This is a genomic window from Marinobacter iranensis, assembly GCF_029207565.1.
GTDB classification, from domain to species: domain Bacteria; phylum Pseudomonadota; class Gammaproteobacteria; order Pseudomonadales; family Oleiphilaceae; genus Marinobacter; species Marinobacter iranensis.
The window spans coordinates 47500-70267 of the sequence record NZ_JANCMW010000012.1; the positions used below are offsets into that span (position 1 = coordinate 47500).

Annotated in this window: 23 protein-coding genes; 9 read left to right on the forward strand and 14 right to left on the reverse strand. The window is 58.1% G+C overall.

What is annotated here, in order from left to right; all coding sequences use genetic code 11:
- Positions 1–195 precede the first annotated feature (195 nt).
- The 5 genes from minE to NLU14_RS16835 form a co-directional block, all read right to left on the reverse strand.
- A complete protein-coding gene (minE, locus tag NLU14_RS16815) occupies positions 196–450 on the reverse strand; it encodes a cell division topological specificity factor MinE (RefSeq protein ID WP_027831170.1) in 255 nt (84 codons plus the stop codon).
- 3 nt (positions 451–453) lie between these two features.
- Positions 454–1266, reverse strand: coding sequence for a septum site-determining protein MinD (minD, locus tag NLU14_RS16820; protein WP_275708652.1), 813 nt, complete (start codon positions 1264–1266; stop codon positions 454–456).
- Positions 1267–1331: 65 nt separating this feature from the next.
- On the reverse strand, positions 1332–2069 hold the full coding sequence (gene minC / locus NLU14_RS16825; RefSeq protein ID WP_275708654.1) for a septum site-determining protein MinC: 738 nt from the start codon (positions 2067–2069) through the stop codon (positions 1332–1334).
- The gene (locus tag NLU14_RS16830) at positions 2066–2455 is read right to left on the reverse strand and encodes a HopJ type III effector protein (protein WP_275708656.1); all 390 of its coding nucleotides are present in this window, start codon (positions 2453–2455) and stop codon (positions 2066–2068) included. Before NLU14_RS16830 ends, minC begins: the two co-directional genes overlap by 4 nt.
- Positions 2452–2733, reverse strand: coding sequence for a DUF1244 domain-containing protein (locus tag NLU14_RS16835; RefSeq protein WP_275708658.1), 282 nt, complete (start codon positions 2731–2733; stop codon positions 2452–2454). The genes NLU14_RS16830 and NLU14_RS16835 overlap by 4 nt, the downstream gene beginning before the upstream one ends.
- 124 nt (positions 2734–2857) lie before the next feature.
- Here NLU14_RS16835 and dinB point away from each other — a divergent pair, with 124 nt between their 5' ends.
- Positions 2858–3922, forward strand: a complete 1065-nt coding sequence (gene dinB, locus NLU14_RS16840; RefSeq protein ID WP_275708660.1) for a DNA polymerase IV — start codon at positions 2858–2860, stop codon at positions 3920–3922.
- On the opposite strand, the gene NLU14_RS16845 is transcribed toward dinB, so the two are convergent.
- Together NLU14_RS16845 and NLU14_RS16850 are read right to left on the reverse strand one after the other, a co-directional pair.
- Complete coding sequence (locus NLU14_RS16845; RefSeq protein WP_275708662.1) at positions 3897–4472, reverse strand: phosphatase PAP2 family protein; 576 nt, start codon at positions 4470–4472, stop codon at positions 3897–3899. The genes dinB and NLU14_RS16845 overlap by 26 nt on opposite strands.
- On the reverse strand, positions 4438–5685 hold the full coding sequence (locus NLU14_RS16850; RefSeq protein ID WP_275708874.1) for a glycosyltransferase family 4 protein: 1248 nt from the start codon (positions 5683–5685) through the stop codon (positions 4438–4440). Before NLU14_RS16850 ends, NLU14_RS16845 begins: the two co-directional genes overlap by 35 nt.
- Positions 5686–5796: 111 nt before the next feature.
- On the opposite strand from NLU14_RS16850, the gene NLU14_RS16855 reads away from it, so the two are divergent.
- The 4 genes from NLU14_RS16855 (at position 5797) to NLU14_RS16870 (ending at position 10197) form a co-directional block, all read left to right on the forward strand.
- The gene (locus tag NLU14_RS16855; protein WP_275708664.1) at positions 5797–6834 is read left to right on the forward strand and encodes an NADP(H)-dependent aldo-keto reductase; all 1038 of its coding nucleotides are present in this window, start codon (positions 5797–5799) and stop codon (positions 6832–6834) included.
- A gap of 203 nt (positions 6835–7037) precedes the next feature.
- Positions 7038–7352 carry a hypothetical protein gene (locus NLU14_RS16860; RefSeq protein ID WP_275708665.1) on the forward strand — a complete coding sequence of 105 codons (315 nt, stop codon included), beginning with the start codon at positions 7038–7040 and terminating at the stop codon, positions 7350–7352.
- Positions 7353–7516: 164 nt separating this feature from the next.
- Positions 7517–9739 carry an acetyl-CoA hydrolase/transferase C-terminal domain-containing protein gene (locus tag NLU14_RS16865; RefSeq protein ID WP_275708667.1) on the forward strand — a complete coding sequence of 741 codons (2223 nt, stop codon included), beginning with the start codon at positions 7517–7519 and terminating at the stop codon, positions 9737–9739.
- Positions 9739–10197 carry an FKBP-type peptidyl-prolyl cis-trans isomerase gene (locus NLU14_RS16870; protein WP_275708669.1) on the forward strand — a complete coding sequence of 153 codons (459 nt, stop codon included), beginning with the start codon at positions 9739–9741 and terminating at the stop codon, positions 10195–10197. Before NLU14_RS16865 ends, NLU14_RS16870 begins: the two co-directional genes overlap by 1 nt.
- A gap of 2 nt (positions 10198–10199) precedes the next feature.
- Here NLU14_RS16870 and NLU14_RS16875 read toward each other — a convergent pair whose 3' ends face one another.
- Positions 10200–11006 carry a lysophospholipid acyltransferase family protein gene (locus tag NLU14_RS16875; protein WP_275708671.1) on the reverse strand — a complete coding sequence of 269 codons (807 nt, stop codon included), beginning with the start codon at positions 11004–11006 and terminating at the stop codon, positions 10200–10202.
- 27 nt (positions 11007–11033) lie between these two features.
- Positions 11034–11798, reverse strand: a complete 765-nt coding sequence (locus NLU14_RS16880; RefSeq protein ID WP_275708673.1) for a GNAT family N-acetyltransferase — start codon at positions 11796–11798, stop codon at positions 11034–11036.
- Positions 11799–12097: 299 nt separating this feature from the next.
- Between NLU14_RS16880 and NLU14_RS16885 the strand changes: the two genes are divergently transcribed.
- The 3 genes from NLU14_RS16885 to glpK all read left to right on the forward strand — a co-directional run bounded on the left by NLU14_RS16885 (position 12098) and on the right by glpK (position 16228).
- Positions 12098–12835, forward strand: coding sequence for a response regulator (locus NLU14_RS16885; RefSeq protein WP_275708675.1), 738 nt, complete (start codon positions 12098–12100; stop codon positions 12833–12835).
- A gap of 58 nt (positions 12836–12893) precedes the next feature.
- Positions 12894–14468, forward strand: coding sequence for an ATP-binding protein (locus NLU14_RS16890; protein WP_275708677.1), 1575 nt, complete (start codon positions 12894–12896; stop codon positions 14466–14468).
- 278 nt (positions 14469–14746) lie between these two features.
- Positions 14747–16228, forward strand: coding sequence for a glycerol kinase GlpK (glpK, locus tag NLU14_RS16895; RefSeq protein ID WP_275708679.1), 1482 nt, complete (start codon positions 14747–14749; stop codon positions 16226–16228).
- Positions 16229–16241: 13 nt separating this feature from the next.
- Here glpK and NLU14_RS16900 read toward each other — a convergent pair whose 3' ends face one another.
- Positions 16242–17312 carry an ABC transporter ATP-binding protein gene (locus NLU14_RS16900; RefSeq protein WP_275708681.1) on the reverse strand — a complete coding sequence of 357 codons (1071 nt, stop codon included), beginning with the start codon at positions 17310–17312 and terminating at the stop codon, positions 16242–16244.
- A gap of 4 nt (positions 17313–17316) precedes the next feature.
- Positions 17317–18231: an ornithine carbamoyltransferase gene (gene argF, locus NLU14_RS16905; RefSeq protein ID WP_275708683.1), complete on the reverse strand. Its 915-nt coding sequence runs from the start codon at positions 18229–18231 to the stop codon at positions 17317–17319.
- Between the two features lie 330 nt (positions 18232–18561).
- Here argF and grxD point away from each other — a divergent pair, with 330 nt between their 5' ends.
- On the forward strand, positions 18562–18888 hold the full coding sequence (grxD, locus tag NLU14_RS16910; protein WP_114613473.1) for a Grx4 family monothiol glutaredoxin: 327 nt from the start codon (positions 18562–18564) through the stop codon (positions 18886–18888).
- Between the two features lie 11 nt (positions 18889–18899).
- Here grxD and NLU14_RS16915 read toward each other — a convergent pair whose 3' ends face one another.
- The 3 genes from NLU14_RS16915 to NLU14_RS16925 form a co-directional block, all read right to left on the reverse strand.
- Complete coding sequence (locus NLU14_RS16915; protein ID WP_275708685.1) at positions 18900–19685, reverse strand: energy transducer TonB family protein; 786 nt, start codon at positions 19683–19685, stop codon at positions 18900–18902.
- Positions 19686–19708: 23 nt separating this feature from the next.
- The gene (locus NLU14_RS16920; RefSeq protein WP_275708688.1) at positions 19709–21940 is read right to left on the reverse strand and encodes a DUF1631 domain-containing protein; all 2232 of its coding nucleotides are present in this window, start codon (positions 21938–21940) and stop codon (positions 19709–19711) included.
- A 186-nt stretch (positions 21941–22126) separates the two neighbouring features.
- On the reverse strand, positions 22127–22729 hold the full coding sequence (locus NLU14_RS16925; protein WP_275708690.1) for a Yip1 family protein: 603 nt from the start codon (positions 22727–22729) through the stop codon (positions 22127–22129).
- Positions 22730–22768 lie beyond the last annotated feature (39 nt).

A 22768-nucleotide genomic window follows, 5' to 3' on the forward strand; every position in this document is an offset into this window, starting at 1 on the left:
GCATCCTTGGAAATATCGGGGCGAGTCTACCACGACTGATGTCTCACCAACCTGTTGCGATCGGGGGATTGTGAACTGGGTAACCGACTGAAATCCCGCAGGTAACTTTTGGCCTGATTTGATGGGAATGATGGGCAGGGTGAAGCAACCCCAGCAGGCAGGCTGCCGGGGTTGGAGGATAAACGACGGAGCCGGTCAGTGCTCCGGCAGGGTCACGTTCAGTTCCAGTACCGAACAGCTGTCGTTGCGGTCAACTTCCACCTGAACCATGTCGTCACTGATCTGAACGTACTTGCGGATGACCTCAAGCAGCTCTTTCTGCAACGCTGGCAGGTAGTCCGGCTGTTCACGCTGGCCCCGCTCATGGGCAACGATGATCTGGAGTCGTTCCTTGGCAACGCTGGCGGACCGGTTGTTCTTCTTGCTCTTGAAATAGTCGAAGAAACTCATCCGTCAGCCCCCCTTGAACATCCGTGAGAAGAAACCCTTTTTCTGGGAAGACATAAAGCGATGCTCGCGCTCTTCACCTAGCAGACGGGCAACGGCATCTTCATAGGCCTGCCCCGCATCACTGTCTTCCTCGAGTATCACGGGAAGCCCCTGGTTGGAGGCGTTCAATACCACCTGGGACTCGGGAATCACGCCCAGCAGGGGGATGGCGAGGATTTCCTCCACGTCGGCCACGGAAAGCATTTCACCCCGTTGTACCCGGTCCGGGTTGTAGCGGGACAGTAGCAGGTGCTCCTTGACCGGATCTTGCCCCATCTCTGCGCGGCGGGACTTGCTCTGCAGGATGCCCAGAATGCGGTCGGAATCCCGTACCGAAGACACCTCCGGATTGGTGACCACAATGGCCTCGTCAGCATAATACAGCGCCATCAGGGCGCCATGCTCAATGCCGGCGGGTGAATCACAGACAATGTAGTCAAACCGCTCGGACAGCTCGTTGATGACTTTTTCAACGCCGTCTTTGGTCAGGGCTTCCTTCTCCCGGGTCTGGGAGGCCGGCAGGATGTAGAGGGTATCGACCCGCTTGTCCCGGATCAGGGCCTGGTTGAGTGTGGCTTCGCCCTGGATCACATTCACGAAGTCGTACACCACCCTGCGTTCGCAGTTCATGATGAGATCCAGGTTGCGCAGGCCCACGTCGAAATCGATAACCACGGTTTTGTGGCCCCGCTTCGCCAGGCCGGTGCTGATAGAGGCGCTGGTTGTGGTTTTACCTACGCCACCTTTTCCTGAGGTAACGACAATGATTCTAGCCAAGGTTGCATTCCTGTTTTGCGGTGGATTCGTCGTTTTCCCCGCCTGCGCGGGTAGTTACGTTCTCGTCAGGCCTTTTCCAGTGGCGTTACCACCAGCAGGTCTTCCCTGAGCTGGATCTGTACGGCGGTTTTCCATCCGTTGTCCTGAAGATCTTCGGAGATTTTATAGTGTCCGGCGATGGACACAAGCTCTGCTTCAAGAGACTGGCAGAAGACCCTTGCATGCTCAGCCCCATGAATGCCCGCCAGGGCCCGCCCGCGCAGTGGTCCGTATACGTGAACATTACCGGCTGCCAATACCTCGGCACCAGCCTGTACCGGCGCCAGGACAATCAGGTCACCATCAGGGGCGTAGACCTGTTGGCCGGAGCGGACCGGCTGGTTGATGATTTTCGCCGGGGTCGGGCTGTCGGGGGCTTCGGCCGCTGGCGTGTCGGCAGCCGGCCCGGTATCGATTTCACGGTCCCGCTGGTTGCCGCCGGGCAGAAGTGCCAGTGACGCGCCGCGAGCCAGTCGACGCTGGTCATCGTTGCCACCGCGCACGCCGATCACATGGATATTGTGGCGGCGGCAAGTGCCGATAATCTTGAAGAAGTCCAGTTCACTGCTAAGCCCTTCGTACCTTTCCAGGCTGATGATCAGGGGAATGTCCTTGAAGAAGCCCGGCGCCTGGCTGATCTTGTCCCTGAGGGTGGTTTCAAACTCGTCGTTGTCAAAAAAATACAGCTCCAGCGAGGTCATGGAAACGCTGGCACTTTTTAGCTGGAAGCACTGTTTTACCCCGGGTACGGCGGTTTCGCTCATGGATGGGTCTCTTCCGTGGTGTCGTCCTGGGTGGTGGCAGGGCGCTGGCGAAGCGCCTGGCCGTCAAAGTGAATGCCGGACCAACCGGTGCCGATAAACTGGCGGATATTGCCGTGGCTTTCGCCTGCCGGCTCATCCAGAACCTGCCGGTAATGCTGCGCAAACAGGCGCAGGGTGTCGGCCTCATTCAGGCTGCAGTACTGGGCCAGGGCAAATACCCGGCAGGAGCCGGCATTCTCGCCGGCGCCATTGTACAACGGGCCGTTGTGAAACCCGGTGGGCTGATACTCAAAAAAGCGGTCAATCAGGGCCAGGGTGTCATCAAAGTCGCCATGGCCGGCGTCTACCGACGCCAGATGTATGCGAACCGCGTCATTGAGATTCATGCGCCGTGATCCTGTTTCGGGCCTTGCTGATAGCGGGCTTTCCACTGGTCGTAAGGCATGCCGTAGATGATTTCGCGGGCGTCCGGGTCAGAAAGATCGAAGCCTCTCTCGGCAGCCTCGGCGCGATACCATTTGGAAAGACAGTTGCGGCAGAACCCGGCCAGGTTCATCAGGTCGATGTTCTGGACCTCGGTGTGTTCACGCAGGTGGCTGACCAACTTTCGAAAAGCGGCGGCTTCAATTTCCGTCTGTGATTGTTCGGGGATCGGGTTTGTCATGATTGCTCACACTTGTCTTTGTCGTCGTTGGGAGTTGCTATATAGAACTCCTGACATTCTCGGCATGTTACCGTAAGATACAAGGCTGTACATATGTACAGATAATTTACCCGATTGAAGAGTCATGGCCCAGCGCAAGATTATCCATGTAGATTGCGACTGCTTCTACGCTGCCGTGGAAATGCGGGACGATCCCTCATTAAGGGAGGTTCCGCTGGCGGTGGGTGGCGATGGTGGCCGCGGCGTGGTTACCACCTGCAATTATAAAGCGAGGGCGTTTGGCGTGCGCTCCGCCATGCCCGGTGGCGAAGCACGGCGTCTGTGCCCCGGGTTGGTGACCGTGCCGCCAGACATGGCTAGATATAGAGCGGTGTCGAAACAGGTGATGGCGATTCTGAGGGAGTTGACCGATCTGGTGGAGCCATTGTCTCTGGACGAGGCTTTTCTGGATGTCAGCGAGGTGACGGACCACAAGGGCAGCGCCACGCTGATGGCGCAATACCTGCGCAAGCGGGTGAAGGACGAGGTAGGTATTACCATTTCTGCTGGCGTGGCTCCCAATAAATTTTTGGCAAAGATTGCCAGCGACTGGAAAAAGCCCGATGGCCTGTTTGTCATCCGTCCGGAGGATGTGGACGGCTTCGTGCAGGATCTGAAGGTGGAAAAACTGTTCGGGGTGGGGCAGGTGACGGCCGGCAAGCTTCACGCCCTGGGGGCCGCCACCTGCGGCGACCTGCAGAACACTCCCGCTGATGTCCTGCTGGAAAAATTCGGCAAACAGGGATACCGGCTACGGGAGATGGCCTTTGGCCGGGATAACCGCGATGTGGTGGTGTCCCGCATCGCCAAGTCCGTCAGTGTGGAGCGCACCTTTTCCCAGGATCTTCCGGACAAGCGCGCCTGCGAGTCGGTGATGGCGTCATTGGTGGCGGACCTGAATCTCAGGCTCAGCCGCAAGGCCGGCCGCAAACCTATCCACAAGCTGTTTATCAAGATTCGCTACAGCGACTTTTCCACCCATACCCTGGAGCGTGTGCGGGAACAAATCCGGGAGCCGGCGCTGGAGGACTACCAGCCGCTGCTGGATGAACTGGTCACCGATACCGGGCGGGCGGTGCGTTTGTTGGGTCTGGGCGTGAGGTTCCGTAACGATGAATCGCCCGTTATGCAACTGCGGCTATTTGATTGAAGACATCAAACAGGCCATAAACCGACGCCAGGCCCAGGCACCCGCCAATCAGGGCGCCGGCAGCGACATCACTGGGGTAGTGCAGGCCGAGAACCACCCGGGAAGCGGCAACGCTCATGGTGAAGGGCAGTAGCATCCAGGCCAGTTCCGGCGTGGTCATGGCCAGCACGGTATTGAAACAGACAGCGTGCAGGGTATGGCCGGAGGGAAAACTGTAGCGATCCAGTGGCGGGGTACCGCAATTAATCGACGGGAACGATATAAACGGTCGTTCGCGAATCAGCCAACGCTTTAGCAGCTTGTAGGTGAGAGTGCAGGTCAGCCCGGTGGCAACCATCAGCAAGGCAATCGCCAGCCCGTCCTGCGGCCTCAGCAGTGGTATGGCCAGTATCACCAGATACCAGAGCCAGCCGTCACCCAGCCGGCTTACAACTTTGAAGTAACCCAGTACCGGCCGGAACCTCAGGGTCTGGTTGATGGACCGGCAGAGGGCGAACTCCCTCTGATCCACCACACTAAAGAAGCGAGATGCCTTGCTTGTTGAGGGCATTGTAGGCGGTCCTTTGTGGCTGGTTCAGTATCAGATGCTCGAATTGTTCAATCTGGGTGGCCCAATTCAGGTCCAGGGCATCCAGACGGGCCTGTGCACGTACCCGGTTCATAAGTGTCGGTTGATCGGCCAGGCGCAGGGCATGGTCCACAAACCCCTCGTCATTACGAAGGTGCGCCTTCATGCCGTTGTCTTCGTGGCGGATATGCTCGCTGGCGGCGGCATCGTCAAAGGCAACCACGGCCAGCCCGCTGGCCATGGCTTCGGTGACCACGTTGCCAAAGGTGTCGGTCTTGCTGGGGAACAGGAAAATATCACCAGATGCGTAGTGCCGGGCCAGGTCCTCGCCACGGCGAGTTCCCGCAAAAACGTAATCCGGATGGCGCTCCGCAAGGCGCTTCCGTAAAGGACCATCACCCACCAGGATGAATTTCGCACAGGGGTGCAGCCCGCGTATCCGCTCAAAGCATGACACCGCCATCTGAAGATTCTTCTCGGGCGCCAGGCGACCTACATACAGAACGGCGCGGTCGTTGGGGTGTAGTCCCCATTGTTGCCTGAGTTCCGCGTCACGTTTGTGGGGTGAAAAACGGTTGCAGTCAACGCCCCGGCTCCAGATCGATGTCGGGTGAATGCCCATGTTGTGGGCAGTCTGTGCAATTTTCCGGGTCGGGACCAGAGTTATCGCAGTCCTGTTGTGGAACCAGCGGCCGTAGCTGCACAGCAGTTTTTCCAGGAATCCGGCCCCATAGTAGCGGCTGTAGGCGTGGAAATTGGTGTGGAACCCGGAACTGATCGGTATGCCGGCTTGCCTGGCCGCCGCCACGGCAGCCACGCCGAGGGGGCCCTGGGTCGCCACATAGACGGCATCCGGTCGCTCGCGCTTCCACAGCGATCTGAGAAAGCCCGGGCGGGTGATCCCGAACCTCAGGTCGCCATAACCGGGCAGCGGCAGGCCAGGCACCACATGTTCGTCGGAAAACAGGCATTCACCGGCGCCTTCAAACCGGCCTTTTGCCTCATGGCGCTGGCGCGGACGAATGATCGTCACCTTGTGGCCGTGTTGCATCAGCCCCAGGCAGAGATGCCTGAGGGTGTTGGCCACCCCATTGATTTCCGGAGGAAAGGTTTCCGAAACAATGGTAATGTGGTGCCGACGCCCTGAAACCTGGGTGATTCTGGTCACGGTGTTTCCTGTGGTTTCCTCTTTCATGCTTCCACTATGGAAACCTGGCATGACAGTTCCGGGACAGTCCCGTGACAATCCCTTTACCTTTTCATCAAACGACTCTTCAACGTGTCAGCAACCAAATCGGGAGGACGCATGAAAACCCGCAAGCTTGGCAGGACGGACATAGATGTAAGCGAAATTTGCCTGGGCACCATGACCTGGGGCGAGCAGAACACAGAGCAGCAGGCTTTCGAACAGTTGGACCTGGCAACCTCCGAGGGCGTGAATTTCATTGACGCCGCCGAGATGTACCCGGTACCTCCGCGGCCAGAAACCCAGGGGCTGACAGAAAGCTACCTGGGCAACTGGCTGGCAAAGCGGGGCCGCAGGGATGACCTGGTGATTGCCTCCAAGGTTGCCGGCCCGGGCAATGGCCTGAGCTACCTCCGCGACGGCCCCCGTCTGACCCGGGACCATATCCGCAAGGCCTGTGAAGACAGCCTGCGCCGGCTGAAAACGGACTATATCGACCTTTACCAGGTGCACTGGCCGGACCGCAACGCCAATTTTTTCGGCAAGCTGGGTTACAGGCACAGCGCGGACGAGCAGGCCACGCCAATTGAAGAAACCCTGGGCACCCTGGCCGAACTGGTACAGGAAGGCAAGGTTCGCCATGTTGGCATTTCCAACGAAACCCCATGGGGAACCAACGAATACCTCCGGCTGGCCCGCGAGCACGACTGGCCCCGCATTGTCAGCGTGCAGAACCCCTACAACCTGCTTAACCGCACCTTTGAGGTCGGCATGGCGGAAATTGCCTGTCGCGAACAGGTTGGCCTGCTGGCGTATTCACCGTTGGCCTTTGGCATGCTGTCCGGCAAATACCTGGATGGCAAGCGCCCCGAGGGTGCCAGGATGACCCTGTTCGAAAGGTTCACCCGTTACACCAGTGGTCGGGGTGCCGAGGCAACACGGGCCTATGTGGACCTGGCTGCCAGCCACGGTCTGTCACCGGTGCAGATGGCGCTGGCGTATGTGACCAGCCGCGATTTCGTCACCAGCAATATTATTGGTGCAACCACCATGGAGCAGCTGCGTGAAAACCTGGGCTCTGTGTCTGTCTCCCTGAGCGCTGATGTACTCGAAGCGATTGAGAACCTTAACCAGCAATACACTTACCCCTGCCCTTAAGCCTGGAGGGATTGTGGTTTCTTAATGGTCCTGTTTACAGTCTGCAACAAAAAGTGCTGTTTTTTTGACAAAATGATGGTGATCTGATGACAAAAAAGCGGCGCTAATGTGTGCAAAATCACATCTTTCTGGCCCTTAATCATTAGACTTAAGCATTACATGACAGTAGAATTCCGTTCCGATTACAGGCAACCCGAATTATCATGATTATCCGTATCTTTATTGCACTTCTTGCACTCAACATGATCGCCTTCGTTGTTCGCGCCGAAGCAAACGAGCGTGTGTTTGCGGACGAAACGCCGGCGGAGAACGTGTATCAGTTGCAGGAGGAAATGTCGGGCGATTTCGATCGTGAAGAATCCGACATGTACACCACCATCGGTTCCCGTCTTCTCAGCCTCGGCTTCAGCAGTTCAGACTCCGGAAAGAAAACCTACGCGTCTGATCCTGCCAGGCCGGACCACGGCATCGCACTGCTTGAAGAAGGCGCCTGCTTTAACTTCAAATGGAATTTCTGAGCACGTCGCTGTTCTATCCTTCCCAGAAATACCCCCGGCATTTCCTGAGCCAATCAACGGTTCGCTGACTTCCGTTTATCTGACCCGGCGCATTGCCTGAAGCAATCCCACATGTGATTATCCATGTCGGGAAGCACTATGACGGCAACAGAGGGAGTACTGCTATGGCTGCGATAGTAGAGGAGCAACAACCGGTAACGCTGGCTGACAGCAAGGCCTGTGTGGACGAGCTGATCCGTCGGGTGGGCAAACGCATCACACTGGGGCTGCCCCTGGGCCTCGGAAAGCCCGTGCGCTTTGTAAACGCCCTCTATCAGCGTGCCAAGGACGACCCCTCCATACAGCTTCACATCGTAACGGCCTTATCCCTGACGGCGCCCGGCGGCAGTTCTTCGTTGGAAAAGCGGTTTATGGGCCCGTTCGCAGAGCGCCTGTACGGTCGGATTCCGGAGCTGGACTACGCGCGGGATGTTATCCGCCGCAAGTTACCGGACAACGTCCGGGTATCCGAATTCTTCTTCAAGGCCGGGTCGTTTCTGAACAATAGCGACCAGCAGCGCAACTACGTATGTACCAACTACACCCATGCGGTACGTGATCTTCTGGCGCTGGGAGTCAATGTGGTTGGCCAGATGGTGGCTCCGGCGTCTGAGCTGGAGCAGGAAGGTTATTTCAGCCTGAGTTGCAATCCCGATCTGAGCCTGGACTTACTGCCCCTGCTCCGGGCACAGCAAGACGCCGGAACACCGGTGGCGATTGTGGCTGAGACCAATAGTTACCTGCCGTTTATGGGCAACGATGCGGCCGTTGAAAAGAATCGTTTTGATATTGTTCTGGAAGATACTGCCTCAGATTACCCTTTGTTCCCGGCGCCACAGATGTCTGTCAGCCCCGAGGATCACCTGATCGGGTTCTATGCCAGCGCATTGCTCAAGGACGGTGGTACGCTCCAGGTGGGCATCGGGTCGCTGGGCGCGGCGATGGTTCACAGTGCGATCCTGCGGCATCGTGAAAACGGGCATTGGAACAAGGTGTTTGATCACCTCAAAGTGGCGGATCGTTTTCCGGTGGTGACCGGGTATGGCGGCACCGGCACCTTTGATGAAGGCCTCTACGGCTGCAGTGAAATGATGGTGGACGGTTTCATCTACCTGATGGAAGCCGGCGTGCTCAAGCGGGAGGTGTTTGGTCATGCCGGGCTGCAGGAACTCATCAACCGGGGCGAACTCATTCATGCCGTGTCTCTGGATACGCTGGACGTCCTGCGTCGGGAGCAGTTGATCGATTCGCCGTTGCGGGCCAGAGACGTGAAGTGGCTGTGCCGATACGGAATCTTTCACCCGGAGGTTGAGTTCAAGGGCGGGCGCCTGCGGGTGGGGGATCAGTCCCTGGACCCCGATCTGGACAGTGACGAGGCCAGGGAAGCTATTGAGTCACTGGCCCTGGGCGAGCGACTGACGGGGGGCGTGGTAGCTCATGGTGGGTTCTATGTAGGCCCTGAGAAGTTTTACCAGCGCCTTCGGGATTTGTCCCCGGAGGACCGCCAGCGTATCTGCATGACCAGCGTGAACTACATCAATCACCTCTACGATCATGCCTTTGGCAACCAGCGCCTGAAAGCCGCGCAACGGGTGCATAGCCGCTTTGTCAACTCGGCGATGATGCACACACTCAATGGGGCAGCGGTGTCTGATGGCCTGGAAGACGGCCGTGTGGTCAGCGGCGTTGGTGGCCAGTACAACTTTGTGGCCATGGCCCACGAGTTGCCGGCAGCGCGCTCAATCCTGACGTTGCGCAGCACCCGCTCCTCGGGCGGTGAAACGCTCTCCACGATTGTGTTCAGCTACGGACACTGCACCATTCCACGTCATCTCCGTGACATTGTCGTCACTGAGTATGGCATCGCGGACCTGCGTGGCCAGTCGGATGAGCAGGTCTACTTGCGCCTGATTCGTATAGCCGACTCCCGTTTCCAGCCGGACTTGCTGAAACAGGCACAGAAGGCTGGAAAGGTGGACGCCTCGTTCCGTCTCCCCGAAGATTGGTGCAACAACACACCAGAAGCTGTTCAGGAGGCCATAAAGATGGCCGGCGATAAGGATGCGTTTCCGCCATTCCCATTTGGGCGGGACTTTACCGATGAAGAGCTCCGTCTCGGTAAGGCACTACAAACCCTGAAGGCTGCAACGGCCACCCGTCGTGGTAAACTGTCAACGCTGTGGCATGCGGCAAAGGCAAAAGACGACGAGGGCCGCTACCAGTCGTTGCTGGAGCGCATGAGCCTGGATAAGCCCAGAGGGCTTAAGGCCAGGCTGGACCGGCGCCTGGTTATCCACGGACTGAACCTGACTGATACACTCCCGAATACAGGAAATACGAACGCCTGATGCAAAAACCTGCCGTACTTACCGTCCATTATGTCCTCAAGAACAAGCTCGGAGAGCTGGTTGATACCTCCGAGGGCAGCGAGCCGCTTCACTTCCTGGAGGGTAGCCCCGAAATCATCGAAGGCATCCAGAAAGCGGTAAAAGACCGTAATGTGGGTGATTGTCTGGAAGTGACCGTGCCGCCCGCCATGGCCTATGGCGAACACGACCCTGAGCTTATCCGTAAGGTGTCTCGTTCCATGTTTGAAGGCGTAGAGAACCTCCATGTGGGAATGAAGTTCCAGACCAATACCGGTGATACGGCCCAGGTGGTGCAGGTCGTGAGCATTGACGGCAACCTGGTGCGCGTGGATGCCAATCATCCGCTGGCAGGCTTCACCCTGTACTTTGATCTGGAAATCATTGGCAAGCGTGAAGCCACGGAAGAGGAAATCAACGCCGGCCACCCGTTAAGCTGAGGTTACGCCTCCGGGCCGGCAATGGCTGTCGGCCCGGGGGTTTCCCGGTCTGACAGCCGTCCCTCCTGGATCAACCGCAGGCCTTCCTGAATGGTCTTCTGCAATTCCCCGGAAATTTCTGACAGGTCACGGCCTTCCTTTACGCTTACCACGGGATGGGCAATAACGCCCACCTCCACCGCCGGTTGGCGGAGCATGCGAATCAGGTGGTGCTGGAACTCATCATCGCCGATAAACGGAGCCAGGTGGTCTGGCCGGCCGTTTCTCAGGTAGCCGATGCTGATAGGCTGGATGTCCACGCCGGCATCCGCTGCGGCATGAAGCAGCCGGCTGTGGAAAGGCAGCACCGTTACACCCGCCGTCGTGGTGCCTTCCGGGAACACCAGTACCGACTGTCCCCTGAGTAGCGTGTCAGCGATTTCTCGGCGGGTCTGCCCCGCCTTGCCACTGCCACGCTGGATAAACAGTGTGCCGGCCTGCGTAGCCAGCCAGCCGATCACCGGCCAACGGCCCACCTCCGCCTTGGACAGAAACCGTAGCGGCACCATGCCCCCGAGTATCGGAATATCGGACCAGGAAATGTGGTTGCTGACAAAGAGAACCGGCCGGTCGCTGAAAGCACCCTGTGTGGATACGCGAAAGCCCAGGCAGCGGCTGGCACCGTTGAAGCAGAAACGGGCAAACGGAGCGCGGTCGATTCCGCAGCGGAATAGGGCATCGATCAGCAGCAGGGTGCCGGCGAGGGTTGCTGTCAGGGCCAGAAATCCGGCAAAGAGTGTGAGCCTTGTGATCAGACGTATCGGTTCCATGGCCGCTCCTCGGGTGGTAATGGTCGCCTACTGGGCCTGTTTGCGCATGAAGTGGCGGCTGTAGCGACTGGCCAGGTTGTTGACGTCCAGCACCACCAACAGGTCGGCACAACGGAAGTCAGGGTCCCAGCAGGGCTCTCCGCAGACCCGGGCACCCAGGCGCATGTAGGCCTTGATCAGGGCAGGAACGTCCACCGGACGATCCTCGCTGACTGCATGGGTAAGATGGGGCAGTGCCCTCAGTGGCGTTACCCGGTATTCTTCGCCGGCCAGGAATTCCCGTTGCAGGTAGCGGGCGATGCGCCAGGCTTTCAGACCGCCGTCGGACATGCCGATGCTGGCGCAGCCAATCAGATAGTCGACATTGCGTGATACCAGGTACTCCGCCACGGATGCCCACAGCAGGCTGATGGTAGCGCCATTGCGGTAGTCCGGGTGGACGCAGGTTCGCCCGAGTTCGGCAACGGCTCCGGGAAGCCGGTACAGAGAGGACAGTTCGAACTCACCCTCTGAATAGAAGCCCCCGGCTTCCAGAGCCTTGCTGTGGTGCAGCACTCGCGTGGTCGCTACCAGTTCACCGGTGTTTTCATCGGTCACGATCAGGTGATCGCAGTAACGGTCAAATTCGTCTGCGTCGATTCCGGGGACGGCTGCACCCAGGTCTGATCCGTACTCTTCGGAGAATACCCGGTAGCGTAATTTCTGCGCGGATTCGATCAGATCCGGCTGCTGGGTGATGACGGTTTTGAGCCGGCGGGCCGGACGTGACAGGCGAGCAGTCTGGGCGTTCATGGCATTGCCTCTTTGTTTCCACTTTTCGACAAGGCTATGAATCCGGTGTGACATCGGAATGACCGGGGGATGACGACTTTATGACAGGTGTCGGCGCTGGAGTGGCACTGTGACGTTTGTCACGGGCTGTAACGAACAGGTGGTTCCATGTATATTTCTGAATAGCATGTATAATTGCTGTTACGGGAGGTAGCCTGTATTGTCAGTGACAAGGCAAGTCTTCTGGGAGACAACTCTTGTCCGGCCAGGTGGGGTGAACATGGCCGGAAGTTTCAGAAACCGGAAAAACAAAATCAGAGATGGATGGCGTGGAACAGACGAACGAAAGTTGGCGGATTCTTATAGTCGAAGATGATGAGAGACTGGCGGAGCTGACCAGGGAATACCTGGAGAGCAATGGTCTGACAGTCGCTCTCGAAACTCACGGCGGCCATGCGGTAGAGCGTATCCGCAAGGAACAGCCCGATCTGGTCGTGCTGGACCTGATGTTGCCGGGTGAGGACGGGCTGTCCATCTGTAGGCGTGCGCGTCCTTTCTATCCGGGACCCATCATCATGCTAACGGCCCGTACGGATGATCTGGATCAGGTGCTCGGGCTGGAAATGGGTGCTGATGACTACATCGGTAAACCGGTTCAGCCCCGGGTATTGCTGGCCAGAATCCGTGCCCTGCTGCGGCGGGTCACCGAGAACGGCACAGTTGCTGCCGAAGAAGGTAAGGGCGAGGAGCCGGTCAGGCTTCAGTTCAACAACCTGGTGGTGGACCGTTCCATGCGTGAGGCATGGCTGAGCGATGAAAGCATTGACCTCACCAGTGCTGAATTCGATCTGCTCTGGTTGCTGGCAAGTAATGCAGGCCGGGTTCTCAGCCGTGAGGAAATCTTCACCGCCCTGAGAGGCATCGAATACGACGGCCAGGACCGTTCGATTGATGTCCGGGTTTCCAGGATACGCCCCAAGATTGGCGACGATCCCATTCACCCGAGGCGCATTAAAACCGTACGCAGCAAAGGTTACCTGTTCGTAAAGGAAGCCTGACTGCTCAGTCTCTGGCGCTGGCCCGGCGGGGCTGGCGTTCGTTGCCAGGGTTAACGCAATGCCCCTCAAGTTTTTCCTCAAGCTCTACACCCGGCTGATAGGCCTGACCTTTCTGGTTCTCCTGTTTTGTGCGGCCCTGTTCCTGGGTGTGAATTCCGTCCGGGAGCAGTTCTGGCAGGAGCGGTTTTCCGAACCACTCCTGCGCTGGCTTGTAGCAACGCCCTACCCGCAACAGCAGTATCCATGGCTTGAGCCCTTCTATGATTTCCGCGTAACCCCTCCCGGTAACCTGTCTGTCTCCGATGTTATCCGGGAACGCCTGTCTTACGGACAGGTGGTGGCGGTGGATACCAGCATCGGTCAGCAGGTGATGGTTCAGAATGATAGTGGTGGCATCATCGATCTGCGGTTCCATGACATCTACAGTGATGTTGCCGAGGCGACGGCCCTGATTGCCCGCCTGCATCTTGATGAGATGCCACTGGAAGGCCGTGAGGGCGCCATGTCGCAGTTATCCGACACACTCCGGATAGAGCTGGTGCCGGTACAGGTTCAGGCGGAACTTCCGGACTCGGAGGTTCTTGAGCGGGTCTCCGAGCGCGGCATTTCCCTCTATCATGATCCGTCCCGCGGGCGCGCCCAGGTGTTGATCCGCCTGCAAGACGGCACCCTGGTCGATATGGCGATGTCGTCACCGTTCAACCCCTGGGCGTGGCCGGTATTGCTGCTGTTGGTCCTGGTGGCGGGAAGCGTGCTTGCACTGGCCCTGTACCTTGCGCTGCGGGACGTGGACAGTAACCTCCGTGCCGTGGAGTCTGTCGCCATCCGTATTGCCCGGGGCGAAATGGGGGCCCGGGTGGAGGCCGGAGACAGCCGCCTGGTGTCGCGCCTGGCGGCGGCCTTTAACAGCATGGCGGAGCACATCCAACGGTTGGTAGGTGTTCAGCGGGAAATGATCCATGCGGTCTCTCACGAGCTGAGAACGCCGGTCGCCCGTATTCGCTTTGGTGTCCAGATGATTGAAAGCGCCAGCACTCCGGATGCGCTCCAGAAGCAGCTTGACGGTATTGACGGCGATATTCAGGAACTGGACGAACTGATCGATGAGATTCTGACCTACGCCCGGCTGGAGCAGGGCGGGCCCGTCTTTGCGTTGCAGGAACGCTCCGTGAGCGATATTGTCCGCCAGGTTGTCAGTGAACAGCAGATGATTCGCCCGAATCACACCATCGAGGCGGATATCGATGAAGAATCCGAGCGCTGGTCACTGTCGGATGTGGAGCCACGGTACCTGCACCGGGCAGTGCAGAATCTGGTGGGTAACGCCGCCCGATACGCGGCTGGTCGCGTTCGTGTCCATTGTCAGTTTGATGAAGACAACTGCCGAATTGATGTGGAAGATGACGGCCCCGGTATTCCCGAGGAAGACTGGGAAAAGGTATTCACCGCCTTTGCCCGTCTTGACGACAGCCGTACCCGGACCTCTGGTGGTTATGGCCTTGGCCTCTCAATAGTACGAAGGATTCTCTACTGGCATGGCGGGCAGGCGTTCGTCAGCCGCAGTGATGATCTGGGGGGCGCGCGTTTCAGCCTTGTGTGGCCGCGCAAGAAGCCGGTGGAACACTCGCTCTGAGCGTTTTTGTGATGCACCTCTCGCGCCCTCACCTGATGTAACAAAGAACAACACAACCTCAACTGAAGCCCTGGCAACCCGGGGCGATACTAAGGGTGTAAGGGATGACTTTTGAGGTTGTAGTTCTTACGAACTTTCCTTGTTTCATTCGTCATTTGAGGGCCGGTTTTCCGGCCCTTTTTTTATACCTCGCATTTGCCATAGCGTTCGCCCCGATCCTTTGAGAAGATTGCAGCATTCACAAGAAAAATGCTGAAAGATCTGAAAGGACGCCTGCAATGACCCAGCACCTGCTCGCTATTGACCAGGGAACCACCAGTTCCCGTGCGATCATTTTCAATGCTTCCGGCAACGCCATCGCCACGGCGCAACAGGAATTCAAACAGTATTTTCCAAAGGACGGCCAGGTGGAGCACGAGGCCGGAGAAATCTGGGAGAGTACGCTGGCGGTATGCCGGGAAGTCCTCGATACTTCGGGTCTCGATGCTGCCAGTCTGGCGGGCATTGGCATCACCAATCAGCGGGAAACCACGGTAATCTGGGACCGGAAAACCGGCCAGCCCATTCACCGTGCGATCGTCTGGCAGGACAGGCGCACCGCCTCTGTTTGCACCAAGCTCAAATCCGACGGCCATGAAGGTACGGTTGTTGAACGTACAGGCCTGCTGATTGACCCGTACTTTTCCGCCACCAAGATTGCCTGGATACTGGATCATGTGGAGGGTGCTAGGAAGAGGGCAGAAGCGGGAGAACTTGCCTTCGGCACCGTCGACAGCTGGCTGCTCTGGAACCTGACAGGCGGTCGCTCGCACAAGACCGACGCCACCAATGCATCCCGCACGGCGCTGTTCAATATTCACGAACAGCAATGGGACGATGAGTTGCTGGCGCTGTTCCGGGTTCCCCGGGCGTTGTTGCCCGAGGTGCTCGATTCTGCCGCGGATTTTGGCACTACCGATAAGCAGTGGCTGGGTGCCCCGGTGCAGGTCGCCGGTATTGCCGGCGATCAGCATGCGGCACTGATCGGACAGGCCTGTTTCGAGCCGGGTATGGCAAAAAGCACCTACGGCACCGGCTGCTTCCTGATGCTGAACACCGGTGATAAAGCACTGCGTTCAGAGAACCGCTTGCTGACAACCATGGCTTACCGGTTGAACGGTAAACCCTGCTATGCAATGGAAGGCAGTATTTTCGTGGCCGGGGCGGCTATGCAGTGGCTCAGGGACGGGCTCCAGTTGATCAGGCATGCCAGCGAATCCTCCAACTACGCAACTGAGGTAGGGGCGGATAACCCGGTCTACCTGGTGCCGGCGTTCACCGGGCTGGGCGCTCCCCACTGGGATCCCCATGCCCGTGGCGCGATTCTCGGCCTCACCCGTGACACCGGTATTGGCGAAATCGTTACCGCTGGCCTGCAATCGGTGTGCTATCAGACTAAGGACCTGATCCGCGCCATCCAGAACGACGGCGCTTCCCTGCAGGCGCTGCGGGTGGATGGGGGGATGGTGGTCAACAACTGGGTGATGCAGTTCCTGGCGGATATTCTCAATGTTCCTGTGGACCGCCCGAAAGTGATCGAAACCACCGCGCTGGGTGCAGCCTATCTGGCGGGACTACAGACGGGTGTGTATCAGGGGCTGGAGGAAATAGCGCAACTCTGGGAACGTGAGCATCGCTTTGAGCCGGCGATGAAACCGGCACTGCGGGAGCGCCTCTATGTCGGCTGGCTGGATTCCGTCGAGCGGGTCTGCAACAACTGAGGCTTTTCCCGCCTCAGGTTCTCTCGAAGGCGATCAGATGGTCCGCTTCCACGCGGACTGGCACATGTTCGCCAAGGTGGAAGTCCAGGTGGCTCCGGAACAAGGCTTCGAATTCGGTATCTTCCGAGCATCGGAAGCGATAGAGGGTCGAGGTGCCGGCGAACGTCTTTTCCACTACCTTTGGTTTCAGGTCCGAGTCGGCGTCGTAGACAATGTCGTCGGGCCGAATGAGCACGTCGACCAGGGTGCCGGCCTGCCACTTATAGGCGCGGTTGCCGCGGATAACTCCCAGCTCCGATTCAATGGTATCCGGGCCCAGCGTTTTGCCGGGAATGAAGCCACCCTGGCCCACGAACCCCGCGACAAAACGGTTGGCCGGTTCGTGGTAGAGGTTGTAGGGCACATCCCACTGCTGTATCCCCCCGTCTTTCAGTACCGCCACCTGGTCGCACATGGCGAAGGCTTCCTGCTGGTCGTGAGTGACCAGGATTGCGCTGATGCCAAGGGTCTTGAGTATTTCCCGCACATCCAGGCTGAGGCGGCGACGCAGGTCCGCGTCCAGGTTCGAAAATGGCTCGTCGAGGAGGATCAGCGTCGGTTCTGGCGCCAGGGCACGGGCAAGCGCAACCCTCTGTTGCTGGCCGCCTGACAATTCGTGGGGATAATTCTCCGCCAGGTCCTGCAGGTGAACCACCTTGAGCAATTCCATGACTTTCTGTCGCTTTGCCTTGCGATCTTCGTTGCGCAGGCCAAAGCCGACGTTCTCGGCAATCGTCAGGTGAGGAAACAGCGCATAGTCCTGGAATACCATGCCGATCCGGCGCTTTTCCGGCGCCAGGGTTCGGCCGGGCAGGCTGATAGAGCTGGATTGCAGGCGGATCTCTCCGGTGTTGATGGGCAGGAATCCGGCCAGCGCCCTCAGGATGGTGCTTTTTCCGCAGCCACTGGGCCCCAGCAGACAGCCGATGTCGCCGTGGCTGAGTGCAAAGTTGACATTCATGACCACGGAGCCATCACCATACCCGCAGGACAGGTTGTTCACTTCCAGCAGCCAGTCGGCAGGCCGGACCAGGCTCTCGGTCATTCGGTCAGTCCAGTCGATTGAGTATCAGGAATTCCAGCAACGCCTTTTGCGCGTGCAGCCGGTTTTCGGCTTCGTCCCAGACCACTGAGCGAGGATGGTCCATCATGTCCGCTGATATTTCCTCGCCGCGGTGGGCAGGCAGGCAGTGCATAAACAGGGCGTCCCTGTTGGCCAGGTTCATCAGCCCGGGGTTGATCTGGTAGTCGCGGAAGGTCTTCTCGCGGGCTTTCTGTTCATCTTCCTGGCCCATGGACGCCCATACATCGGTCACCAGCAGGTCGGCGCCCCGGGCAGCGTCTTCCGGATCACGAACCACAGACACTTTGTCTTTGTGTGCGTCAAGCAGCTTACTGTCCGGCTCATAGCCCTCCGGGCAGGCGACTCGCAGGTTAAACCCGAACTGCGTGGCCGCGTTGATGTAGGACTGGCACATATTATTGCCGTCGCCGATCCAGGCCACGGTTCCGCCGCGAATGCTGCCACGATGTTCGCGATAGGTCTGCATGTCGGCCAGTAACTGGCAGGGGTGGAAATCGTCCGTCAGAGCGTTGATGACCGGCGCCCTGGAGGCTGCTGCGAACTGCTCAACGGTCTTGTGGGCAAAAGTCCGTATCATGACCGCATCCACCATGCTGGAGATCACGATGGCGGAGTCTTCAACGGGCTCACCGCGGCCAAGCTGGGTGTCACGCGGGGAGAGGAACAGGGCAGCGCCGCCGAGCTGGGTCATGCCTGCCTCGAAGGATACCCGGGTGCGGGTTGACGATTTCTCGAAAATCATCGCCAGGACACGATTCTTCAGAGTTTCCCGTACGATTCCCCGGCGCCACTCGCTGCGGAGTTTGGTGCCATGATCCAGAAGGCTCTCAAGCTCGTCGGAGCTCAGGTCATTGAGTGTCAGAAAATGTCTTGCTGCCATGCGACGGCCCTTAGTTAATCGATAACCCTGTCCCTGGAATCCGGGGGTGTTCATGGTTACAACCGGCCCGCTACAGTCATTGGCCTGAAACGGCAATACGCCAGCTTGCGGTGAAAGCCGCACTGGCGGGAAAGCATAAACGGGGGTTGCCTGATTGCCTGAAAGGCAGGGGCTCAAGTCTAGCCCGTCGGGGGGCTGAAGACAACGCCGCGATACCTGTGTGTCGCGTAGGGTCATCAACTGGTGTTTGGTGAGCGTCACGGGACGTGTACAATAGAATCAGGTTTGTTGCCGGTTGGCGACCCCGTTTCTAATGAGAGGTGAAAGTTCATGGATATCAACGAAACCATCAAGAGCCAACTTGAGGAAAATCCCATTATCCTCTATATGAAAGGCACCCCACAGGCTCCGCAGTGCGGTTTCTCGGCCAAGACGGTTCAGGCCCTGATGGCATGTGGCGAGCGGTTCGCTTTCGTCAACATTCTTGATAATCAGGAATTGCGTGAAGGCCTGAAGGTCTACTCAAGCTGGCCAACCTATCCGCAGCTTTACATCAGCGGCGAGTTGGTAGGCGGCTGCGATATCATTCTGGAAATGTCTGAAAGCGGTGAGCTGGCCGAGCAGGTCAAGGCTGCTGTAAAACAGGCAGAAGCCTGAGTTAACCGTTTTTAAAGGCGCTCCGGAGCGAAAATGAGTTCAATCCGGAAGCGCTTCCTTCCCGAGTACTTTTCCGGTGGTTTTGGGTACGGACTGGCGAGCAACGCAGCCTGGTAAACCGCCTGATCTATTTCACTGAAACCTGTCGACCTGGTGACTCTGGCACTGGTGAGGGCGCCGCTTGGCAGCAGCTTTAACTCGAGTTGGCTGGTTACCGGTTCCGTAACACTACGGCTGGAGGGAACCGGGCGCTTGTCGAGTTCCTTTCCGATGTGAATTGCCAGGCTCGCCATATAGGGATCTACATCCCGGGGCGACTGTGTTACCCGCGTCACTGCTTCCGGTTTCTCGCGTGCTGGTGGCTCTGGGCTGCCCGCCGCGGTAGCGCTGGCTTCCCGGGAGGGCGTTGTTTGTGCAGGGGATTCCATCGCAGTTGTTTGTGGTGCTGGTGTCGTCGTCGGTGCCTGCTCTTGTGCGCGGGACCGGGTGTTACGTCGGGACGACTCCGTGGCGACAATATCGGGCCTGGAGGCGGGGGGTGATTGGGCTGACTCAGTAGCTGTGCGGTCAGTGTTCGGCTGACTGGATTCTCCCGTTGTGCTGGTCGTGGCTTCAGGAGAGGGTTCGCTGCCAGGGCTAATCAGCGACACTCTTACGGTCTGGCGATGGCTTTGCGTGTCGGGCATCGTAAAGGGAAGTGCCGCCATCACCAGGGTATGCAGCAGCAGGGCAACCGATATTGCCAGGGTAATCCGGTATGTACCCGGGAGGCCGGTTGCAGTGCCATACTCCAGCATTGACGCTCAGTTGCTCCCGGTGTTTATCCCGCCTTGCTCCGCAAGCTGCCCACAACCGCATCCAGAGCCCGGTCGATCAGTGCTCCCTGCTCGAGGACGGTAAGGCGTCCGCGACGCATCTCGTGGGCCAGGTCGGTACGGGTTTTCTCGATCACCTTGAGACCCATGCGGTTAACGAATACGAAGCAATCCGCCTCGTCAATGATGGCAGACAGTTTGCAGCGGAAGCTCGCACCGTTAACGAGATTGAACTCAACCCAGTTGCCAATTTCAATGGCGTCAATCTGTGCGACATATTCCGCAATAGCGGCATCCTCCAGTTCCTGCTGCCGTTCGACGGCAGTCTGGTGACCTGCAGGCACTTCCTCTTCGGGTTCCGGTTCGGGCGAGTCTTCCATGGCTTCCGCCAGGGCATTGGCCCGGAAGGCTTCGGTTAATTCGTGCTTGAGGTCCGCCATCATTTCATCCAGCTTGGATGAGTTATAGGAGACCTCCTCGAGCCCGGCTCGGAGTGATTTCAACAGGCCGGGCACAACGCGAACCCACTGGTCCCGCTCTTCGTCGTCCTGATGCGGGTGCAGGCACCAGATCAGGTCATCAACAACACGAACGGTCTGTAGCCACCGATGTTCCACATCGTCTCTCAGGTAGGCCAGGAACATTACCCGGCTCCAGCCATTGGTCAGGATGTTTCGCACTGGCTCCTGGAGCTTGTAGCGAGCCAGCTTCTTCTGCAGCAGTTGATCGACGGTTTCCTGGGCTTTTTGAGACTTGATGCGTCCGCGCTCGGATTCCCGGGTTCGCTGTTCCACCAGGGAAGATTTGCGGTTTTCTCGCTCCAGGAACTGTTCGAATTCGTCACCCAGTGTCTCGAATAGGGTTACGTCGCCGTCAAATTCGTTGAGGATGCGCACAACAATGGCGTGGATCTGTTCGTACAGCTTGTCCCGCGTTTTCTCGTCGCTCTCGCTCCAGCCAATGCCCGCCCTGGCCAGCGAATTCAACAGGCGTCGTGCAGGGTGAGTCGCTTTACTGAAGAAAGTCTTGTCCTTGATCACCACCTTGAGGATGGGAATCTGTAACCGGCTGATCAACACCTGTACCGGCGCCGACAGGTTGTAATCGTCGAGGATGAATTCGAACAGCATGGATACGAGGTTGATCAGGTCCTCATCTATTTCCGCCAGTGCCGGCTTCTTGCCGTCGCTGGTCGTTCCCGTCTGGGCCAGTAACTGTTGAACAACCTGGTGCAGGTCAACCATCACCGGTTCACCGGCACTCAGGTTGCCACTGACCTGTTCACCGGGAAGGTGCTGTGGCAGTGAGCCGAGCAGGCTTGCCAGTTCGGCTCCGCCAATGACATGCACATTCGGGTCTGAGGCCCTCGGCGGAATGCCGGCATTGGCGCGTTGCAGCGCCAGCATCTGCCGGATCTGGTCGAACATGGCGCCTTCATGGTGCCCTTGCTGGCTTTCGGCGACAGAAGCGTCCCCGGTGGCGCCGGTTTCTCCACCTGGAGCGGCGCCTGAGGCGGGCTTGCCCTGTTGCTTGCCGGCCTTGCCGTGATAACGGAAATTCGGAATGACGCCGGCCTGGATCAGTATCCGGTTAGCTTCATCCAGCAGCATGCCCAGATTTGAAACAACATAACGGTCGAACTGCTTGAGCAGGATCAGGCGTTCGCGAATCTGGATTTCCAGAGCCTGGATGGCCTCAACAAAGGCGTTGCAAAGGTGTTCCGGCGCCATGGGGTTGACCGGTGCTTCCTCCCTGGCTCCCGGGTAGACGACGCTGAATCGGGTTTGTAACTGAAGCAACGGACCCTGGAAGTGGACCTTGGACTTGGTGACCATTGCGTTGAGGGCAACCTGTTCTTCCAGATCGTCATCACCGACCAGGGACAGGCTGTCGGAACTGGCCTGGCTGGCCAGGCTTTCGTCGGCGGCCACGCTACCACTTTTGGGGGGATCGGCAAACAGCTGTGCGACCGCATTCTGAAAGTGACGCTCTACACCCTTCCGCTTGATACGGATTTCGCGCATGGCTTCAAAATAGCGGTTCTGCTCGTTGTTACTCCTGGCATTGTTTGCCAGTTCGAACAGCGAGTCATCAACTGCATCAAACGCACCCTGCAACAAATCTCCCAGTCCGGCAACGACAGTGTCGCGGATACGGACCACCTGTGCAGGTACGGGATTTGAACTCCCAGCCTCCCGGTGCTCGCGGAGATAATGTATGCCGGACTGCTTATTCATGGCCGACTCCTGTGTACGCCTCAACCGGATACATGACCGAGCTTACAACTGTGTTTTTTCTTTATATGTTAAATCTACCGCATTTTAACGCACGGTAACATAACCAAATGCTAACAAAACCCATTAAAATTGCGGAGCGCCCTCTGGCGCCCCGAATGACCTCATTTGCATGTGTGTCGGTCTGTTTCAGCTTATGTAGACTGGCCCAATCCCAACACTCCAGATCACAACGCTGATGGCAAGCAGGCCCACGAACATGACAAGCCCCACTGTCAGCACGGCCGATGCAAACATGAAGCCCCGGTCTTCGGGAATCCTCATTAATATCGGGAGGCCTTCATACAGCAGGTATACCGCGTAAGAGACGGCGATCAGTCCCGCTATCATGTTCACCCAGATATTGGGGTAGGCTGCAATAATGCCGATCAGGAACACTGGTGTTGCGGTGTAGGCCGCCAGTGTAATCCCCCTTGGTGTGCTGTCCTTCACCTCGTAAGTTGCCGCAAAAAAGTCGATAAAGCGTCCCAGTATGTAGATGCCCGCCAGCATAGCCCCGTAGAATAATACGGAAAGCTGCAGGGCACTGATGGCTGTCAGCCTGATAATCTGGCCGTCTCCAATCTGCCAGCCTACCTGGGTGCTGCCGTAAAAGCCTGCCAGGGCGGGTACAAGCGCCAGTAAAAGGACATGGCCGAGATACAGCCTGCCGAGAGATTCAGGTTCGTTACGAATGGCCTCCCATTCACGGTCTGGATGGGTCAGCAGACCGACGGTGTGGGTCAGACTCATGGACATACTCCTTTTTCATTGTTGTTATTCTGCACGTCA